This window comes from Mycobacterium sp., from assembly GCF_039583805.1.
Taxonomy (GTDB): domain Bacteria; phylum Actinomycetota; class Actinomycetes; order Mycobacteriales; family Mycobacteriaceae; genus Mycobacterium.
The window spans coordinates 22,387-39,218 of sequence record NZ_JAVKSH010000014.1 but is presented as its reverse complement, the minus strand read 5'-3'; the positions used below and the strand labels follow the sequence as shown (position 1 = coordinate 39,218).

Annotated in this window: 15 protein-coding genes and 1 pseudogene; 15 read left to right on the top strand and 1 reads right to left on the bottom strand. The window is 67.9% G+C overall.

Annotated features, from left to right (window positions below; translation table 11 throughout):
* Window positions 1–11 precede the first annotated feature (11 nt).
* A pseudogene (locus tag ABDW21_RS03305) lies at window positions 12–152 on the bottom strand (hypothetical protein); the annotation flags it as partial.
* Between the two features lie 129 nt (window positions 153–281).
* On the opposite strand from ABDW21_RS03305, the gene ABDW21_RS03300 reads away from it, so the two are divergent.
* From ABDW21_RS03300 to ABDW21_RS03230, 15 genes are all read left to right on the top strand, one after another.
* Complete coding sequence (locus ABDW21_RS03300; RefSeq protein ID WP_343601232.1) at window positions 282–497, top strand: alkylmercury lyase; 216 nt, start codon at window positions 282–284, stop codon at window positions 495–497.
* Window positions 498–565: 68 nt separating this feature from the next.
* Window positions 566–2,125 carry a DHA2 family efflux MFS transporter permease subunit gene (locus ABDW21_RS03295; RefSeq protein WP_343601233.1) on the top strand — a complete coding sequence of 520 codons (1,560 nt, stop codon included), beginning with the start codon at window positions 566–568 and terminating at the stop codon, window positions 2,123–2,125.
* Window positions 2,126–2,199: 74 nt separating this feature from the next.
* The gene (gene arsM / locus ABDW21_RS03290; RefSeq protein ID WP_343601234.1) at window positions 2,200–2,994 is read left to right on the top strand and encodes an arsenite methyltransferase; all 795 of its coding nucleotides are present in this window, start codon (window positions 2,200–2,202) and stop codon (window positions 2,992–2,994) included.
* Between the two features lie 164 nt (window positions 2,995–3,158).
* Window positions 3,159–4,109: a hypothetical protein gene (locus ABDW21_RS03285; protein WP_343601235.1), complete on the top strand. Its 951-nt coding sequence runs from the start codon at window positions 3,159–3,161 to the stop codon at window positions 4,107–4,109.
* Window positions 4,106–4,435, top strand: coding sequence for a hypothetical protein (locus ABDW21_RS03280; RefSeq protein ID WP_343601236.1), 330 nt, complete (start codon window positions 4,106–4,108; stop codon window positions 4,433–4,435). Before ABDW21_RS03285 ends, ABDW21_RS03280 begins: the two co-directional genes overlap by 4 nt.
* On the top strand, window positions 4,432–6,303 hold the full coding sequence (locus tag ABDW21_RS03275) for a GMC family oxidoreductase (protein WP_343601237.1): 1,872 nt from the start codon (window positions 4,432–4,434) through the stop codon (window positions 6,301–6,303). The genes ABDW21_RS03280 and ABDW21_RS03275 overlap by 4 nt, the downstream gene beginning before the upstream one ends.
* An 80-nt stretch (window positions 6,304–6,383) precedes the next feature.
* Window positions 6,384–7,106 (top strand): FadR/GntR family transcriptional regulator, encoded by a 723-nt coding sequence (locus ABDW21_RS03270; RefSeq protein WP_343601238.1) that lies wholly within the window; start codon window positions 6,384–6,386, stop codon window positions 7,104–7,106.
* Window positions 7,103–7,900, top strand: a complete 798-nt coding sequence (locus ABDW21_RS03265; RefSeq protein ID WP_343601239.1) for an ABC transporter permease — start codon at window positions 7,103–7,105, stop codon at window positions 7,898–7,900. Before ABDW21_RS03270 ends, ABDW21_RS03265 begins: the two co-directional genes overlap by 4 nt.
* Before the next feature lies 1 nt (window position 7,901).
* On the top strand, window positions 7,902–8,771 hold the full coding sequence (locus tag ABDW21_RS03260) for an ABC transporter permease (RefSeq protein WP_343601240.1): 870 nt from the start codon (window positions 7,902–7,904) through the stop codon (window positions 8,769–8,771).
* Between the two features lie 5 nt (window positions 8,772–8,776).
* Window positions 8,777–9,988 carry an MCE family protein gene (locus tag ABDW21_RS03255; protein ID WP_343601241.1) on the top strand — a complete coding sequence of 404 codons (1,212 nt, stop codon included), beginning with the start codon at window positions 8,777–8,779 and terminating at the stop codon, window positions 9,986–9,988.
* Window positions 9,989–9,998: 10 nt separating this feature from the next.
* Window positions 9,999–11,030: an MlaD family protein gene (locus tag ABDW21_RS03250; protein ID WP_343601242.1), complete on the top strand. Its 1,032-nt coding sequence runs from the start codon at window positions 9,999–10,001 to the stop codon at window positions 11,028–11,030.
* Entirely contained in the window at window positions 11,027–12,592 is a 1,566-nt protein-coding gene (locus tag ABDW21_RS03245; RefSeq protein ID WP_343601243.1) for an MCE family protein, read from the top strand. The genes ABDW21_RS03250 and ABDW21_RS03245 overlap by 4 nt, the downstream gene beginning before the upstream one ends.
* Window positions 12,589–14,118 (top strand): virulence factor Mce family protein, encoded by a 1,530-nt coding sequence (locus ABDW21_RS03240; protein ID WP_343710055.1) that lies wholly within the window; start codon window positions 12,589–12,591, stop codon window positions 14,116–14,118. Before ABDW21_RS03245 ends, ABDW21_RS03240 begins: the two co-directional genes overlap by 4 nt.
* Complete coding sequence (locus ABDW21_RS03235; RefSeq protein WP_343710054.1) at window positions 14,115–15,248, top strand: virulence factor Mce family protein; 1,134 nt, start codon at window positions 14,115–14,117, stop codon at window positions 15,246–15,248. Before ABDW21_RS03240 ends, ABDW21_RS03235 begins: the two co-directional genes overlap by 4 nt.
* A gap of 3 nt (window positions 15,249–15,251) precedes the next feature.
* A complete protein-coding gene (locus ABDW21_RS03230; RefSeq protein WP_343710053.1) occupies window positions 15,252–16,802 on the top strand; it encodes an MCE family protein in 1,551 nt (516 codons plus the stop codon).
* Window positions 16,803–16,832 lie beyond the last annotated feature (30 nt).

Below are 16,832 nucleotides of genomic sequence, written 5' to 3'. Positions count from 1 at the left end.
TCGGTGGTGTCCTATTGGCCTGCACCGTCATCCATTCCCGCGTAGGAGGCAACAAATCGGGAGACACGCCCTAGGCTCGGCGGTACATCGCTAACTCGATCAGCGAGGTCAGTCTTGTTGAGCGTGACGAGCACCGTGACGTTGACAACCGCCAGCCAGCACGACGAACGCATCGGCGAACCCCGCTATACGATGAACGCGAAGGCCGCAACCGATGCAGATTGAGTTCCTCACCCACCCGTCCCCGGCCCCAACGCCGCCGCCGCGCGCGAGGTCGCGAGGTGTTGTCTGAATCTCTGAGCGCTCTGGGTCTCCACGCCCCGGTCAGCGACCGTCTGGGGGACTTTCCCTCGCTATCGATCCTCATCGACGGCGTCGACGTCATGCACCCCGGCGTCCTGCCAGCGGGCCGGTCCTGCCGACTGGACCTGCCCAGCCGTGCGGCAATTGTGGCTGCGCTGCAGCACGCGACGGCAGCCGAACACGACGAGGCCTAACCGTTACCCTGGGGTGCGTGCCGCAGCCTGCGACCAGCCCGCGACCACGGAGTCCGTCGACACCGACGATGCCCGGCGACGTGACCGGGGCGGACAAGCTGGATGCGCGGCTGCTGCGGATCGCCGGCGTGTGCGCCCTGGCGGTTCTGATGGCGGTCCTCGACACCACGGTCGTCGGCGTCGCCCAGCGCACCTTCATCGCCGAATTCGAGTCGACCCAGGCCGTCGTCGCCTGGACCATGACCGGCTACACACTGGCGTTGGCCACGGTCGTCCCGCTGGCCGGCTGGGCCGCCGACCGGTTCGGCACCAAGCGGCTGTTCATCGCGTCGGTGCTGGCCTTCACCGCCGGCTCGATGCTGTGCGCGACGGCGCCAAACCTGACCCTGCTCATCGTGTTTCGGGTGGTGCAAGGCCTCGGGGGCGGAATGCTGGCGCCGCTTGCGATCACCATCTTGACCCGCGAGGCCGGTCCCCGACGGATCGGCCGGTTGATGGCAATTCTGGGCGTGCCTATGCTGATCGGCCCACTCGCCGGGCCGGTGCTGGGCGGCTGGCTGATCGGCAGCTACAGCTGGCGGTGGATCTTCGGCATTAACCTGCCGGTCGGCCTGACCGCGATCGTGCTGGCAGCGGTCGTCTTCGCACCGGATCGTGCAAGGCCATCCGAGGCATTCGACTTCGTCGGGATGCTGTTGCTGTCACCCGGCCTGGCGGCCCTGTTGTACGGCGTGTCGTCCATCCCGGGCCGCGGTACGGTCGCGGACGGGCACGTATGGATCCCGGCACTCGTCGGAGCGGTACTGATCAGCGGATTCGTGGTGCATGCGCTGCACCGGACCAGCCATCCGCTGATCGACCTGCGGCTGTTCCAAAACCGGGAAGTCACCGCCGCCAACGGGGCGATGTTGCTCTCCGGCGCGGCGTTCTTCGGCGCCGTCTTGCTCATCCCGAGCTGCTTTCAGCAGCTGCTGCACCAGACACCGCTGCAATCGGGGGTGCACATGATCCCGGAGCGCTTCGGTGCGATGCTGACCTTGCCGCTGGCCGGCTGGTTGATGGACCGGCGCGGCCCCGACAAAATCGTGCTGGCCGGCATCACGTTGATCGGCGCCGGCTTGGCCACCTTCGCCCATGGCATTTCGACGCAGGCGGGATACCTGCCCATCCTGATGGCGGGGCTGGCCATGATGGGCATGGGCATGGGGTGCACCACCGTGCCGCTGATAGCGGCGGCGGTGCAGAGCCTTGCTCCGCATCAGGTCGCCCGGGGTTCGGCGCTGATCCACGTCAACCTGCAATTCGCCGGGTCGATCAGCACCGCACTGATGTCGGTGATATTGACCAGCCAGTTCAACAGCAGCGAAAACATCTCCGCGGCAAACAAGTTCGAGATTCTTCGACAGGAAGCCGCGCGACGTGGCGTATCGCCCGACCCGTCGGCGATTCCCCAGCGGGCCCTTGCTCCCGACTTCATGAGCAACGTGCTGCACGACTTGTCGCACGCCTACACCGTGGTCTTCGTGGTGGCGGTGGTTCTGTTGGCCTCGTCCTACATTCCCGCCGCGTTCCTACCCAAGAAGCCTGTCGGCGCAGCGTCGGCTCAGGTGCCTGTGTTGATGGGCTAGCAAAACATTGACAATTATCGACGGATTGGGCATTTTTGATCTCATAGACACTTGTCGATGAGAGGAGTATCGGAATGACCGAGACCACAGGCGGCGAGCTGCGCGATCAGGTTCGGGCCAACTACGGGGCGGCCGCCACCGCGATCGGCAGCGGCGCCACCAACAGCGATGTGCTCACCGCGGCGAGCTGCTGCGGGTCGAGTGACACGGCCGATGTCGGCACCATTTTCGGTGCCGGTCTTTACGGCGCCGACGAGCATTCCGAGCTGCCCGCCGACGCCGTTGCGGCCAGCTTGGGGTGCGGCAACCCGACCGCGGTCGCCGACCTGCACCCCGGCGAACGCGTCCTGGACCTGGGTTCCGGCGGCGGCATCGACGTGCTGCTCTCGGCCCGCCGGGTCGGCCCGACCGGGTTCGCCTACGGCGTCGACATGACCGATGAGATGCTCGCGCTGGCCGAGGCGAACAAGGCCAAAGCCGGCGCCAATAACGTCGAATTCCGCAAGGGCACCATCGAGGACATCCCGCTGCCCGACGCAGAAGTCGACGTGGTGATCTCCAACTGCGTGATCAACCTGTCGGGCGACAAGCCGGCCGTACTCGCCGAGATGTTCCGCGTCTTGGTGCCGGGCGGGCGGATCGGGATCTCCGACGTCGTCGCCGAGGACCACCTCACCCCGGCGCAACGGGCCGAACGCGGCTCCCACGTCGGCTGCATCGCCGGGGCCCTGTCCACGCAGGAGTACCTCGACGGCCTGGCCGCCGCCGGGTTCGTCGATGCCTCAGTCAGTTTCACCCACGAAGTCGCCGACGGAATGCACGGCGCGATCATCCGCGCCACCAAACCCGCAACCTCGGTCAGCGACTGACCCGACACGAAGCTACCGTCGGGCGGCCGGCTTTCGGCGTCGTTCTCCCCCGGTGCCGCCGGCGCCGCATGCGGGTTCGCAGGCCCGCCCGTAGGGGTTGCTATTGATTGACGTGTCAATCTATTGTGCTGATGGGTGCGCGGCGCCTGGGGCCGAGGAGCTCGATGGACGACGTGATCCGCTCGGCCGCCGCGCCTCGCTGGCGTGGCCAGCCCGGACGTATGGAGGTGTGGTACGCCACGCTGTCGGATCCCGTCACACAGGCCGCGCTGTGGGTGCACCACGAAACGGTGGCGCCGGCGTCGGGGGCGCCCTACGCACACGGGTGGGTGACCTGGTTTCCACCCGACGGCTCCCCGCGCACCGAGCGTTTCGGTCCGGAGCCCGCCCGGCCGGCGAGCGACCCGGCCTGGTTCACCTCGACGCGCACACGAGTCGCGTTCGGCGAACTCACCGGACAAGCCGGTTCGACCAGCTGGGATCTGCGCTGGAAGGATGCCGGTGCGCCGCTGTGGACCTTCGCCCGTCTGGCGTGGCAGCGCGAGCTGTTGCCGGGTGCGCAGGTGGTGCCCGCCCCGACCGCCGAGTTCGCCGGCTCGGTCACCCTCAGCGGCACACCACACCGCGTCGACGGCTGGCGCGGCGGTATGGCCCACATCTACGGGCGCGGCAACGCCAAACGCTGGGGATGGATCCACGCCGACCTCGGTGACGGCGACGTGCTGGAGGTGGTCACCGCGGTGTCGCACACACCGGGCCTGCGCAGGATTGCCCCGATGGCGTTCGTCCGGTTCCGTATCGGCGGAAAGGACTGGCCCGCAACCGGTTTCCCGTCGCCGCGGATGCGGACCACACTCGGTCTGCGGCACTGGCAGCTGGAGGGGCGTATCGGCGGGCGGGCCGTGCTGATCCGCGTCGACATGCCCGCGCATCGGTGCGTGAGCCTTCGATACACCGATCCCGACGGCACCACCGCGGTGTGCACCAACACCGAACAAGCCGACATCCACGTCGAGGTCGGCAACCGGCGGTGGTCGGTGCTGGGCACCGGCCACGCCGAAGTCGGCCTGCGCGGCGCGGCAGCGCCCACGGTCAACGAAGGGATTCCGTCATGAGTTTTCTGTTCGACCCGCCGATGCTGGTGGCATCCGGCGTGCTCATCGAGCGCGGCCTGCCCGTCGAGCAGCGCGACGTCGCCGAGGCCGCCACCCTCGGCATGTTCTTCGGGACGTCGTTCGGGCTCTACCACAACGTTCCCGGCCTCGGGCTGCTCTGGCGCCCCTTCCGCGCGCAGAACGGACGCGACTTCATGTGGAACAGCGGGGTTTTGGGCATCAAGACACACCAGCTCAGTTGGCCGATGCACGCCGCGGCGGGCGCCATTTTTGCCACGTACCCGTTTTTCATCAAGCTCGGCCGCCGGCTCGGGCGCCTGCTATGAGTCGCATCGCCGAACGAGCGGCCGCCTCGTTCGGCGCCGCCCTGCTCCCCGAAGAGCACGGCGGTCCGCCGGCGGCTCTGCTCGTCGAGCGCATCGACCGCTACGTCTCGGCGCTGCCGACGCCGACTCGGCTCGCGCTGCGCGGCGGCCTGCTGGCCATGGCGGCCGCGGGCTATGTCATGACCGGGCGATCCCTCCCCCGGCTCAGCCCCGACGCACGCGCCGGTGTGCTGCGTCGCATCGCCTCGCTCGGTCCGGATGCCGGCGCCGCCGTCGAAGGGCTGAAAGCCGTTGTGCTGCTGACCAATGGCGCCGACACCTATGCGGCGGAGCTATTCGCGCGCGCCCACGAGCACGAACCGGCTCGCCCGGATGCGCCGTTGACCGTCACCTCCTCGACCGAGACCCCGTCGGTGATCACGGCCGATGCGGTGGTCGTGGGCTCGGGTGCCGGTGGCGCGATGGCCGCCCGGACCCTGGCCCGGGCCGGCCTCGACACGGTGGTGGTCGAGGAGGGACGGCGATGGACCGTGGCGGAGTTTCGCACCACCCATCCCATCGACCGCTACGCAGGCCTGTATCGCGGCGCCGGGGCAACTGTCGCGCTGGGCCGACCGGCCGTCGTGTTGCCGATCGGCCGCGCCGTCGGCGGCAGCACAGTCGTCAACTCCGGCAGCTGCTACCGGCCGCCGCGCGCCGTGCAAGAACGGTGGCGAGACGACTTCGGGCTCGGGTTCGCCGACCCGGCACGCCTGTCCGGCTATCTCGACGACGTCGAGCAGACGTTGCAGGTGGGACCCGTCCCGCTGGAGATCATGGGACGCAACGGGCGTCTACTGCTCGACGGCGCAAACGCTTTGGGCTGGCGGGCCGCGCCAATCCCCCGCAACGCCCCCGGATGTGACGCCTGCTGCCAGTGCGCGATCGGATGCCCGCGCAACGCCAAATTCGGGGTGCACCTCAATGCGCTGCCGCAAGCCTGCGCGGCCGGGGCTCAGATCGTGTCCGACGCGCGTGTCGAACGGGTGCTGCACCAGGACGGTCGGGCGCGTGGAGTGCGGGCGCGCCGGCCCGACGGCACAGCGATTGACGTGCTCGCCGCTACCGTGGTCGTCGCCGGCGGCGCCACTGAAACGCCATTGCTGTTGTGGCGCAGCGGTCTTGGCGAACACCCCCGCTTGGGTCGCAACCTCGCGCTGCATCCGGCCGCGGCGTTGGCCGGACTCTTCGCCGACGACGTCTTCGCCTGGCGTGGCGTGCTGCAGAGTGCGGCGACCGACGAGCTGCACGACTCCGACGGCGTGCTGATCGAGGCGACGTCCACGCCGCCGGGCATGGGATCGCTGGCCTTCCCCGGCTACGGCGCCGATCTGCTCGGCTGGCTGGACCGGGCGCATCGTGTCGCGACGTTGGGCGCGATGGTGGCCGACGACGGCGCCGGCCGGGTCATGCGCGGCCCGGGCGGCCAGGCGCTGCTGCGCTACGACATCACCCGTGCCGACGCGGCCAGGCTCCTCGTCGCGATCGAGGCCATGGGCCGGCTGCTGTTCGCCGCCGGCGCCGACGAGGTGCTGACCGGTCTGCCCGCCGGCGCGACGGTGACGTCGGTGTCCGCGTTGCAGGATGTGCTGCGCCGCACCAGCCCGAAAAGCCTGCACCTGGCCGCTTTTCATCCGACGGGCACGGCGGCCGCCGGCGCCGACGACCAGGTCTGCCCCGTCGACGAGCGCGGCGGGCTGCGCGGCGCCGCGGGCGTGTGGGTGGCCGACGCGTCGATCCTGCCCAGCTGCCCGACGGTGAACCCGCAGGTGTCGATCATGGCCCTGGCGCTGGCCGTCGCCGACGAGGTTGTCGCTCGGGGGCAGTAGACCCCGAGCGCGCTGCGAGCAACGAACATATTGGTCTGGCCACTTGACGACTGACCTGTCGTCGGCAAGACTGCTGGACCATGCCGCTTCAGCCGGTTGTCCGCCGGTCGGTCCCCGACGAGGTTTTCGACCAGATTGCGGCCGACGTGCTCAGCGGAGCGATGCAACCCGGCGAGGCGCTGCCCAGTGAGCGCCGACTGGCGGAGATGCTGGGGGTGTCGCGCCCGGCGGTGCGGGAGGCGCTCAAGCGGTTGTCGGCTGCCGGTCTTGTCGAAGTGCGTCAGGGCGACGGCACCACAGTGCGGGACTTCCGGCGGCACGCTGGGCTGGACCTGTTGCCGCAGTTGCTGTTTCGCGATGACACGATCGACATCTCGGTTGCCCACAGTGTGCTGGAGGCCGGACTGCGCAACGCGCCGAAGGTCGCCGAGTTGGCGGCTGAACGACAGGGCCCTGACCTGAGGCAGGCACTCGAAGCGTCGATGCGCCTGCTGGAGACTGACGACGATCCCAGCACGTGGCAGCACCATGCGCTCACCTTCTGGGATCACGTGGTCGACGGTGCGGGTTCGATTGTGTTTCGGTTGATGTTCAACGCGTTTCGCAGCGCATACGAGCCGGCGCTGCCCTTCTTGGCCGGGGCGATGACCGCCGAGATCAAGCGTCCGCAGGACTACCGGAAAGTGGCGGATGCGATCTGCGCCGGCGATCCCGCCGGCGCCAAGAACGCCGCCCACGAGTTGAGCGAACTCGCGAACAAAGCGTGGACGGTCGTCCTCGACGGCCTGGCAGGTCAGCGATGACCACCAACACCGCGATCACCGGGTATCTGCGCGAGCAGATCCAGCCCACCGTCGATGCAGTCGGCGGGTTCTACCGGATGTGCGTGCTGACCGGCAAGGCGCTGTTCCGGCCGCACTTCCAGTGGCGCGAGGCGATCCAGCAGGGCTGGTTCATCACGAGCGTCTCGTTGTTGCCCACCCTCGCGGTGTCCATTCCGCTGACCGTGCTCATCATCTTCACACTCAACATCCTGCTGGCCGAGTTCGGCGCCGCCGACATCTCCGGCGCGGGCGCGGCGCTGGGCGCGGTCACCCAGCTCGGCCCGCTGACCACGGTGCTGGTGGTCGCCGGCGCCGGATCGACGGCCATCTGCGCCGACCTGGGCGCCCGCACCATCCGCGAGGAGATCGACGCGATGGAAGTGCTCGGCATCGACCCGATCCACCGGCTGGTGGTGCCCCGGGTCGTGGCCGCGACCATCGTCGGCACCCTGCTGAACGGAGCGGTGATCACCATCGGGCTGGTCGGCGGTTTCATCTTCGGTGTCTACCTGCAACACGTGTCGGCGGGCGCCTACGTCAGCACGCTCACCCTGGTCACCGGCCTGCCCGAGGTGGTCATCTCGGTGGTCAAGTCGGCCATATTCGGCTTGATCGCCGGCCTGGTCGGCTGCTACCGCGGTCTGACCACCAAAGGCGGCCCCAAGGGTGTCGGCATCGCCGTCAACGAAACCCTGGTGTTGTGTGTGATCGCGCTGTTCGCGGTCAACGTGGTGCTGACCACCATCGGTGTGCGGTTCGGAACGGGGCGCTGACATGTCGACCGCTGTGGTCCTGCGGGCCCGCTTCCCGCGGACAGCCGCCGCCCTCAACCGATGCGGTGGCGGCACGATCCGGACCCTGGAGCAGATCGGAGATCTGTCGCGGTTCACCCGGACCAGCATCGGGCAGATCGGGTGGGCCATGCGCCGCTACCGCAGGGAGACGCTGCGGCTGATCGCCGAGATCGGTATGGGCACCGGCGCGATGGCCGTCGTCGGTGGCACGGTCGGCATCATCGGGTTGGTGACGCTGTCCGGCGGCTCGCTCATCGCGATTCAGGGCTTCGCGTCGCTCGGCAACATCGGTGTGGAGGCGTTCACCGGATTCTTCGCCGCGCTGGCCAACACCCGCGTGGCGGCGCCCATTGTCTCCGGCGTCGCGCTGGCGGCCACGGTGGGCGCGGGCGCTACCGCGCAGCTGGGCTCGATGCGGATCAGCGAGGAGATCGACGCCCTGGAGGTGATGGGCATCAAGTCGATCGCGTTTCTGGTGTCCACCAGGATCATTGGCGGCCTGGTGGTGATCGTCCCGCTGTATGCGCTCGCGCTGGACATGGCGTTCACGTCGGGTCAGGTGGTCACCACGGTGTTCTACGGCCAGTCGAACGGCACCTACGACCACTACTTCCGGACCTTCCTGCGCCCCGAGGACGTGGCCTGGTCGGTCGTGCAGGTCGTCGTCATCGCGGCCGTGGTGATGACCACCCACTGCTACTACGGGTACACCGCCAGCGGTGGACCCGTCGGTGTCGGCCACGCCGTCGGACGGTCGATGCGACTGTCGCTGGTATCGGTCGTGCTCGTCGTCCTGCTGGCCGCGCTGGCGCTCTACGGCGTCAACCCGAACTTCAACCTGACGGTGTAGCCACCATGACGCAGGCCAGGAAGCGCAAGCTCGGTATCCCGCTCTACCTCGAGGGCATCGTTTCCCTGCTGGTCGGTGCGCTCGTTCTTACGTTGGTGTACCTGCAGTTTCAAGGCGACTTCACGCCCAAGGTCGAGCTGACGATGCTGTCATCGCGGGCCGGCCTGGTGATGGATCCCGGATCGAAGGTCACCTACAACGGGGTGGCGATCGGCCGGGTGGCCAGCGTCTCGCCGATCGAAGAAGACGACAAGCCGGCGGCCGAGCTGACATTGGATGTGGATCCGAAATACCTCACGCTGATCCCGGCCAACGTGGTCGCCAGGATCGAGGCGGCCACGGCCTTCGGCAACAAGTATGTGTCGTTGAGCGCACCGAAACACCCTACATCGCAGCGGGTTTCGCCAGATGGGGTGATCAATGCCCGATCGGTGACCACCGAGTTCAACACGCTGTTCGAAACACTGACCTCGATCGCCGAGAAGGTGAATCCGGTGCAGCTGAACGCGACGTTGTCGGCGGTGGCGCAGGCGCTGGACGGGTTGGGTACCAAATTCGGTGAGGCGCTCGCGGCCGGCAACGACGTTCTGGCCGAGCTGAATCCGCGGATGCCGCAGATTCGCCACGACGTGCGGCGATTGGCCGACCTGGCCGACGTGTACACCAGGGCATCGCCGGACCTGTGGGCTTTTCTGCAGAACGCGGTGACCACGGCACACACCCTCGATGAGCAGCAGGACGATCTAGACGCTGCGCTGTTGGCGGCAGTTGGGGTCGCCGACACCGGCGACGACATCCTGCGGCGCGGCGGCCCGTATCTGCGGCGCGGCGCCGCGGATCTGGTGCCGACCGCCCAGCTGCTCGACACCTACAGTCCCGAACTGTTCTGCACGGTGCGCAATTTCCACGACGTCGTCCCGAAGATCTCGAATGCCATCGGCGGCAACGGGTATTCGCTCTCGGGCGTGGGAACGGTGGTGACCCCACCCAACCCCTATGTCTATCCGGACAATCTGCCGCGGGTGAACGCCCGGGGCGGACCCGGCGGGCTGCCGGGTTGCTGGCAGACCATCACCCGTGACTTGTGGCCGGCGCCGTATCTGGTCATGGACACCGGCGCCAGCATCGCCCCGTACAACCACTTCGAAATCGGTTCGCCCTACGCCCTCGAATACGTATGGGGCCGTCAGGTCGGGGAGAACACGATCAATCCATGACGAGGAATCCATGAAGGGCACCGGCACGGCAGTCAAACTCGGCGGCGTCTGGTTGGTGCTGCTGGTGTTCACCCTGATCATCGTTGTGGTATTCGGTCAGGTGCGGTTCGACCGCACCACCGGGTACTCGGCCGTCTTCACCGACGCCAGCGGGTTACGCGCCGGACAGTTTGTCCGCGCTTCGGGAGTGGAGATCGGCAAGGTCTCCAAGGTGACGTTGGTCGACGGTGACACTCGGGTGCTGGTCGACTTCACTGTCGAGCAGTCACTGACCCTGGATCGTTCGACGACCGCGTCGATCCGCTACCTCAACCTGGTCGGCGACCGCTACCTCGAGCTCAAGCGCGGCGGCAACGATCAGCCATTGGCCGCGGGTGGCACGATCCCGGTCGAAAACACCCAACCAGCACTGGATCTCGACGCGCTGATCGGCGGATTCCGCCCCCTGTTCAAGACACTGGATCCCGCCAAGGTCAACAGCATCGCTTCGTCGATCATCACCGTGCTGCAGGGCCAGGGCGGCACCATCGAAGACATTCTCGACCAAACAGCCTCGCTCACAGCGACATTCGCCGATCGTGACCGTGCGATAGGAGAAGTCATCACCAACCTGAACACGGTGCTGGCCACCGCGGTCAAGCATCAGAAGGACTTCGACCACACCGTCGGCAACTTCGAGACGCTGATTACCGCACTGAAGAACCGAGCCGATCCGCTCGCCGCCGCGGCGGCGCACATCAGCAACGCCGCAGGAACGTTGGCGGACCTGCTGGCGGAGGACCGCCCGCTGCTGCACAGCACCATCGGATACCTCGACGGCATCCAGCCGCCGCTCATCAAAGACCTGCCGGCGTTCGACGACATCGTGGCGAAACTGCCGGACGCCTACCGGATCATCGGCCGTGCCGGCGGTCTGTACGGTGACTTCTTCAACTTCTACGTGTGCGATATCTCGCTCAAAGTCAACGGATTACAGCCCGGCGGGCCGGTCCGTACGGTCCGTCTCTTCCAGCAGCCGACGGGTAGGTGCACCCCGCAATGAGAACGCTGACGGACTTCAACCGCGGCCGTGTCGGACTGATGGGCGTGGTGATCACGCTGCTCGTCATCGGCGTGGGACAGAGCTTCACCAGCATACCGATGCTGTTCGCCACGCCCACCTACTACGCGCAGTTCAGCGATACCGGCGGCCTCGGCAAGGGCGACAGGGTGGAGATAGCCGGTGTGAACGTCGGCCTGGTCCGCTCGCTGGCCATCAAAGGCGACAAGGTCCTGATCGGCTTCTCGTTGGCCGGCAAGACAATCGGGACCGAAAGCCGTGCGGCGATTCGCACCGACACGATTCTCGGCCGCAAGGACGTCGCGATCGAACCCCGCGGTGCGCGGCCGCTGCGCGTCAACGGTGTCCTTCCGGTGGGGCAGACCACCACGCCGTACCAGATCTACGACGCCTTCGTCGATGTCACGAAGGCAGCGACAGGCTGGAACGTCGAGAGCGTCAAGAACTCGCTGAACCTGTTGTCGCAGACGCTCGATCAGACCTATCCGCACCTGGGCGCCGCCCTCGACGGGGTCAAGGGATTCTCCGACACCATCGGCCGCCGTGACGAACAGGTCAAGCGACTGTTGGCCGACGCCAACAAGGTTGCCGGAGTGTTCGGCCAGCGCAGCGAGCAGATCAACGGGCTGTTGGTCAACGCCAACACGCTGCTGGCCGCGTTCAGGCAACGCAGCCAGGCGCTAGACGTGCTGCTGACCAACGTGTCGGGGGTAGCGACCCAAGTGTCCGCTCTGATCGCGGAGAACCCCGACGCCAACCGGGTGCTGCGACAGCTGGGCACGGTCAGCGACGAGCTGGTCAAGCGCAAGAGCCAACTAGCCGATGTGCTGGTCATGCTCAGCAGATACACCGCGTCGCTGACCGAGGCGGTCGGCTCGGGGCCGTATTTCAAGGCGATGGCGGTGAACCTGTTGCCCTACCAGGTGCTTCAACCGTGGGTCGACGCCGCATTCAAGAAGCGTGGTATCGATCCCGAGGAGTTCTGGCGCAGCGCCGGCCTGCCGGCGTTCCGGTTCCCCGACCCCAACGGAGCGCGTCTGCCCAACGGCGCGCCGCCTGCCGCACCGCCGGTGCTGGAGGGCACCGCGGATCACCCGGGTCCTGCCGTAGCACCCGGGTCGCCCTGCTCGTACACGCCTACCGCCGAAACTTTGCCGCGGCCGGGCAATCCGCTACCGTGCGCGGCGTCGGATCAGGGCCCCTACGGCCCGGTGCCGGACGGCTTTCCGGCGCCGCTCGACGTGCAGGCGTCGCCACCGAATCCCGACGGCCTCCCGCCGACACCGGGCATCCCGATCGCCGGGCGGCCCGGCCAGCCGGCCCCGGACGTTCCGGGCAGGCCGGTGCCGCTGCCGCCGACCGCGCCGCCGGGCGCACGCACCGAGAACCTGCAACCGGCCGGCCCCGTTTCGCCGCCGTCGACGTTCGCGCCGGGGTTGCCGCCGGGAACGCCGGCACCGCCCGGACCCGGGCCGCAGCTGCCTGCCCCGTTCATCACGCCCGACGGGACGGGGGCCACCACGACGGGGGGTAGCAACCAGTGAGCACCATCTTCGACATCCGCAGCCTTCGGCTGCCGAAGATCTCCCGCAGGTCGATGATCGTCGGGGCGCTGGCGGTGGTCCTCGCCGTCGTCGCGGCCGGCGCCGGTGCGCAGCTCTACCAGAAGCTCACCACCACAACCGTTGTCGCATACTTTCCGGAGACCCTCGCGCTGTATCCCGGCGACAAGGTCCAGATCATGGGTGTGCGGGTCGGCGCGATCGACGCGATCGTACCCGCGGGCGACAAGATGCGGGTCACGTTCCACTACAGCAACACCTACCGGGTGCCGGCCAACGCCACCGCCTCGATCCTCAACCCCACCCTGGTGGCCTCCCGGACCATTCAGCTGTCACCGGCCTACACCGGCGGGCCGGTGATGCGCGACGGAGCAGTCATCCCGATCGAGCGCACGCAGGTGCCCGTCGAGTGGGACGAGCTACGCAATTCCATCGACGGCATCCTCGGCCAGCTGGGTCCGACGCCGCAGCAACCGAAGGGGCCGTTCGGCGACCTTGTCGAATCAGCCGCCGACAGTGTGGCCGGCAAGGGCAAGCAGATCAACGAGACGCTGAACAGTTTGTCCGAAGCGGCGACCGCGCTGCACCAGGGCCAGAGCGACTTCTTCTCGGTGACAAAGAATTTGGCGCGATTCGTCAGTGCCCTCTACCAAAACGATCAGCAGTTCCTCGCACTCAACAACAACCTGGCGCAGTTCACCCAGTTGTTCACCACATCCGACCATGAGCTGGCCGATGCGGTGACGCGGGTCGACGACGTGCTGGACGCGGCACGAAAGTTCATCAGCGACAACCGATCCGTGCTGGCCCACGATGTCGGCAACCTTGCCACCACGACCACCGCGCTGCTGCAACCCGAGCCGCGCGACGGCCTGGAGACCGCGCTGCACGTGCTGCCCACCTTTGCGGGCAACTTCAACAACCTCTACCACCCGGCGCACGGCGCACTGGTCGGCACGGCCGTGTTCCCGAACTTCGCGAACCCGCTGCAAGCCATCTGCAGCGCGATCCAGGCCGGCAGCCGGCTGGGCTATCAGGAATCGGCCGAACTGTGCGCGCAGTACCTGACGCCGGTGCTGGACGCCGTGAAGTTCAACTACCTGCCTTTCGCCGTCAACCTCTTCAACACGGCCGCCGCGCTGCCCAAGGAGGTGGCTTATTCTCAGGACCGGCTGCGCCCGCCGCCCGGTTACAAGGACACCACCGTCCCGGGGATCTTCTCTCCGGACACCCCGTTGTCGCACCGCAACTCCGAGCCGGGCTGGATCGTGGCACCGGGGATGCAGGGCGCGCAGGTCGGGGCGCTGACGGCGAACATGCTGACGCCGGAGTCGCTGTCCGAGCTGATGGGTGGGCCGGACATCGCGCCGCCGGCGCAGGGGACCAACCTGCCGGGCTCGCCGGACGCCTACGACGAGAGCAGTCCGTTGCCGCCGCCGTGGTACCCGCAGCCCGCGCCGTATACGCCAGCGGAAAACGCTGCCGCACAGACGGGTTCGGGCCGATGAACGGAATCGTCCGCCGCTGTCTGGGTGTTGCGCTGGCCGTGGTGGTGTCGAGTTCGTGCAGCTGGCACGGTATCGCGGATGTGCCGCTGCCAGGCGGCCGCGGCACCGGTCGGCACCATATGACGATCTACGTGCAGATGCCCGACACGCTGGCGCTGAACACCAACAGCCGGGTGCGGGTCGCCGACGTGTGGGTCGGCACGGTGCGGGCCATCAGGCTGAAGAACTGGATCGCCACCCTGACGCTGGACCTGGATCCGGCCGTGCGGCTGCCGGAAAACGCGACCGCAAAGATCGGCCAGACCAGCCTGCTGGGAACCCAGCATGTGGAGCTGGCCGCCCCACCGAAGCCGTCGCCGCGGCCGTTGAGAAGCGGCGACACCATCCCGCTGCGGCACGCCTCGGCATACCCCACCGTGGAGCGGACGCTGGCTGCCGTCGCGGTCATCCTCGACGGCAGCGGCATCCCGAACCTCGAGGTGATCCAAGACGAAGTGGTCAACATCCTCGACGGCCGCGACCAGCTGATCCGCGAATTCCTCGGCCGGCTGGACACGTTCACCGCCGAGCTGAACCGCCAGCGGGACGACCTGACCCGGGCGATCGATTCGACCAACGAACTGTTGACCATCGCGGCCAACCGCAGCGACACGCTGGACCGGGTACTGACCGAAATCCCGCCGTTGGTCAAGCATTTCGCCGACACCCGGCAACTGTTCGTCGACGCCGCCGAGTCCCTGGGGCGGTTCGGCGACATCGCCGACCGGACGCTGTCGCCCGCGCGCCCCGACCTGCACCACGACCTGCAGTCGTTGCAGCGACCGCTCAAGCAACTCGTCCGGACCGCGCCGTATGTGGTCGGCGCGCTGACGGTGGGGCTCACCGCGCCGTTTTCCATCGAAAACGTCTCGAAGGTGATCCGCGGCGACTACATCAACGTCTCGGCGACGGCCGACCTGACGCTGAGCACCCTCGATAACGCGCTGCTGAGCGGGACGGGCTTGTCGGGGATGTTGCGAGCGCTCGAGCAATCGTGGGGACGTGACCCCGCCGCGATGATCCCCGACCTGCGGTTCACGCCGAACCCGAACGACGTGCCGGGCGGACCGCTGGTGGAACGGGGTGAGTGAGCGATGCTGACGCGGTTGATCAAAATCCAGCTGGCCGTGTTGGCCGGGTTAGCGGTGATCGCGGTGGTCGCGCTGGGCTGGCACTTCCTGCGGATCCCGAGCCTGATGGGCGTCGGCAGATACACGCTCTACGCCGATCTGCCCGCGTCCGGCGGCCTGTATCGAACCGCCAACGTGACCTATCGGGGCATCACCATCGGCAAGGTGACCGCCGTCGAACCCACCGAGCGGGGCGCGCGCGCGACCATGAGCATCGACAACGGCTACCCGATCCCGGTCGACGCGTCGGCCAACGTGCATTCGGTGTCGGCGGTCGGCGAGCAGTACCTCGACCTGGTGTCCGACGCCAACCGCGGCCCGTATTTCCGCAGCGGGCAGACCGTCACCAAGAGCACCGTCCCGAGCCAGATCGGGCCGGCGCTCGACGCCGCCAACCGCGGCCTGGCGGCGTTGCCCAAAGACAAAATCGCGTCGCTGCTCTCCGAGGTGTCCCAGGCGGTCGGCGGCCTGGGGCCGTCACTTGCGCAGTTGGTCGACGCCACCCAATCGCTCGCGCACGGCTTCAAAGGCGACATCACCGACATCAACGACATCATCGAGCATTCGGCGCCGATCATCGACAGCCAGGTGGACTCCGGTAACGAGATAGCGCGCTGGTCGGCCAACCTCAACACGCTGGCCGCGCAGACCGCCGGGCACGACCGCGCGTTGCGCAGCATCCTGTCCAACGTCGCGCCCACGACCGAACAGGTCAACGCGACGTTCAACGACGTGCGTGACGCGTTGCCGCAGACCCTGGCCAATCTCGAAGTCGTGCTCGACATGCTCAAGCGCTACCACAACGGCGTCGAGCAGGCGTTGGTGTTCCTGCCGCAGGCCGGGTCGATCGCCCAGGCAGCCACCTCGGCGTATTCCGACCACGCGTCGGTGGACGTCGCGCTGGGCATCAACCAGCCGCCGCCGTGCCTGACCGGTTTCCTGCCGGCGTCGCAGTGGCGTTCACCCGCCGACACCAGCACCGCTCCCCTGCCGGGCGGCACCTACTGCAAGATCCCACAGGACACCCCGGCCAACGTGGTGCGCGGCGCACGCAACGACCCGTGCGTGGACGTGCCCGGCAAACGTGCCGCCACACCGCGGGAGTGCCGCAGCACCAAGCCGTACGTGCCGCTGGGCACCAACCCCTGGTACGGCGACCCCAACCAGATCCGCAACTGCCCCGCGCCGGGCGCGCGCTGCGATCAGCCGGTGAACCCGGGTCAGGTCATCCCCGCGCCGTCGCTCAACACCGGCCTCAACCCGCTGCCCGCCGATCGGTTGCCGGGCACCCCGCCGCCGGTCAGCGATCCGCTGCAGCGGCCGGGGTCGGGCACGGTCGCATGCAACGGCCAACAACCCAACCCGTGCGTCTACACCCCGAACGCGCCGGCCACTGCGATCTACGACGTGCAGAGCGGCGAAGTCTTCGGGCCCGACGGCATGACATACACCGTCGAGAACTCCACCGGCACCGGAGACGACGGGTGGAAGGCCATGCTCGCACCGGCCGGTTGAACCGCCCCGCGGCCCTGCTGGTTGCCGCCG

Excerpts from the sequence above, each read along its gene's own strand:
- ABDW21_RS03295 (WP_343601233.1), top strand. The coding sequence starts at position 566 with ATGCCCGGCGACGTGACCGGGGCGGACAAGCTGGATGCGCGGCTGCTG.
- arsM (WP_343601234.1), top strand. The coding sequence starts at position 2,200 with ATGACCGAGACCACAGGCGGCGAGCTGCGCGATCAGGTTCGGGCCAAC.
- ABDW21_RS03285 (WP_343601235.1), top strand. The coding sequence starts at position 3,159 with ATGGACGACGTGATCCGCTCGGCCGCCGCGCCTCGCTGGCGTGGCCAG.
- ABDW21_RS03280 (WP_343601236.1), top strand. The coding sequence starts at position 4,106 with ATGAGTTTTCTGTTCGACCCGCCGATGCTGGTGGCATCCGGCGTGCTC.
- ABDW21_RS03275 (WP_343601237.1), top strand. The coding sequence starts at position 4,432 with ATGAGTCGCATCGCCGAACGAGCGGCCGCCTCGTTCGGCGCCGCCCTG.
- ABDW21_RS03270 (WP_343601238.1), top strand. The coding sequence starts at position 6,384 with ATGCCGCTTCAGCCGGTTGTCCGCCGGTCGGTCCCCGACGAGGTTTTC.
- ABDW21_RS03265 (WP_343601239.1), top strand. The coding sequence starts at position 7,103 with ATGACCACCAACACCGCGATCACCGGGTATCTGCGCGAGCAGATCCAG.
- ABDW21_RS03260 (WP_343601240.1), top strand. The coding sequence starts at position 7,902 with ATGTCGACCGCTGTGGTCCTGCGGGCCCGCTTCCCGCGGACAGCCGCC.
- ABDW21_RS03255 (WP_343601241.1), top strand. The coding sequence starts at position 8,777 with ATGACGCAGGCCAGGAAGCGCAAGCTCGGTATCCCGCTCTACCTCGAG.
- ABDW21_RS03250 (WP_343601242.1), top strand. The coding sequence starts at position 9,999 with ATGAAGGGCACCGGCACGGCAGTCAAACTCGGCGGCGTCTGGTTGGTG.
- ABDW21_RS03245 (WP_343601243.1), top strand. The coding sequence starts at position 11,027 with ATGAGAACGCTGACGGACTTCAACCGCGGCCGTGTCGGACTGATGGGC.
- ABDW21_RS03235 (WP_343710054.1), top strand. The coding sequence starts at position 14,115 with ATGAACGGAATCGTCCGCCGCTGTCTGGGTGTTGCGCTGGCCGTGGTG.
- ABDW21_RS03230 (WP_343710053.1), top strand. The coding sequence starts at position 15,252 with ATGCTGACGCGGTTGATCAAAATCCAGCTGGCCGTGTTGGCCGGGTTA.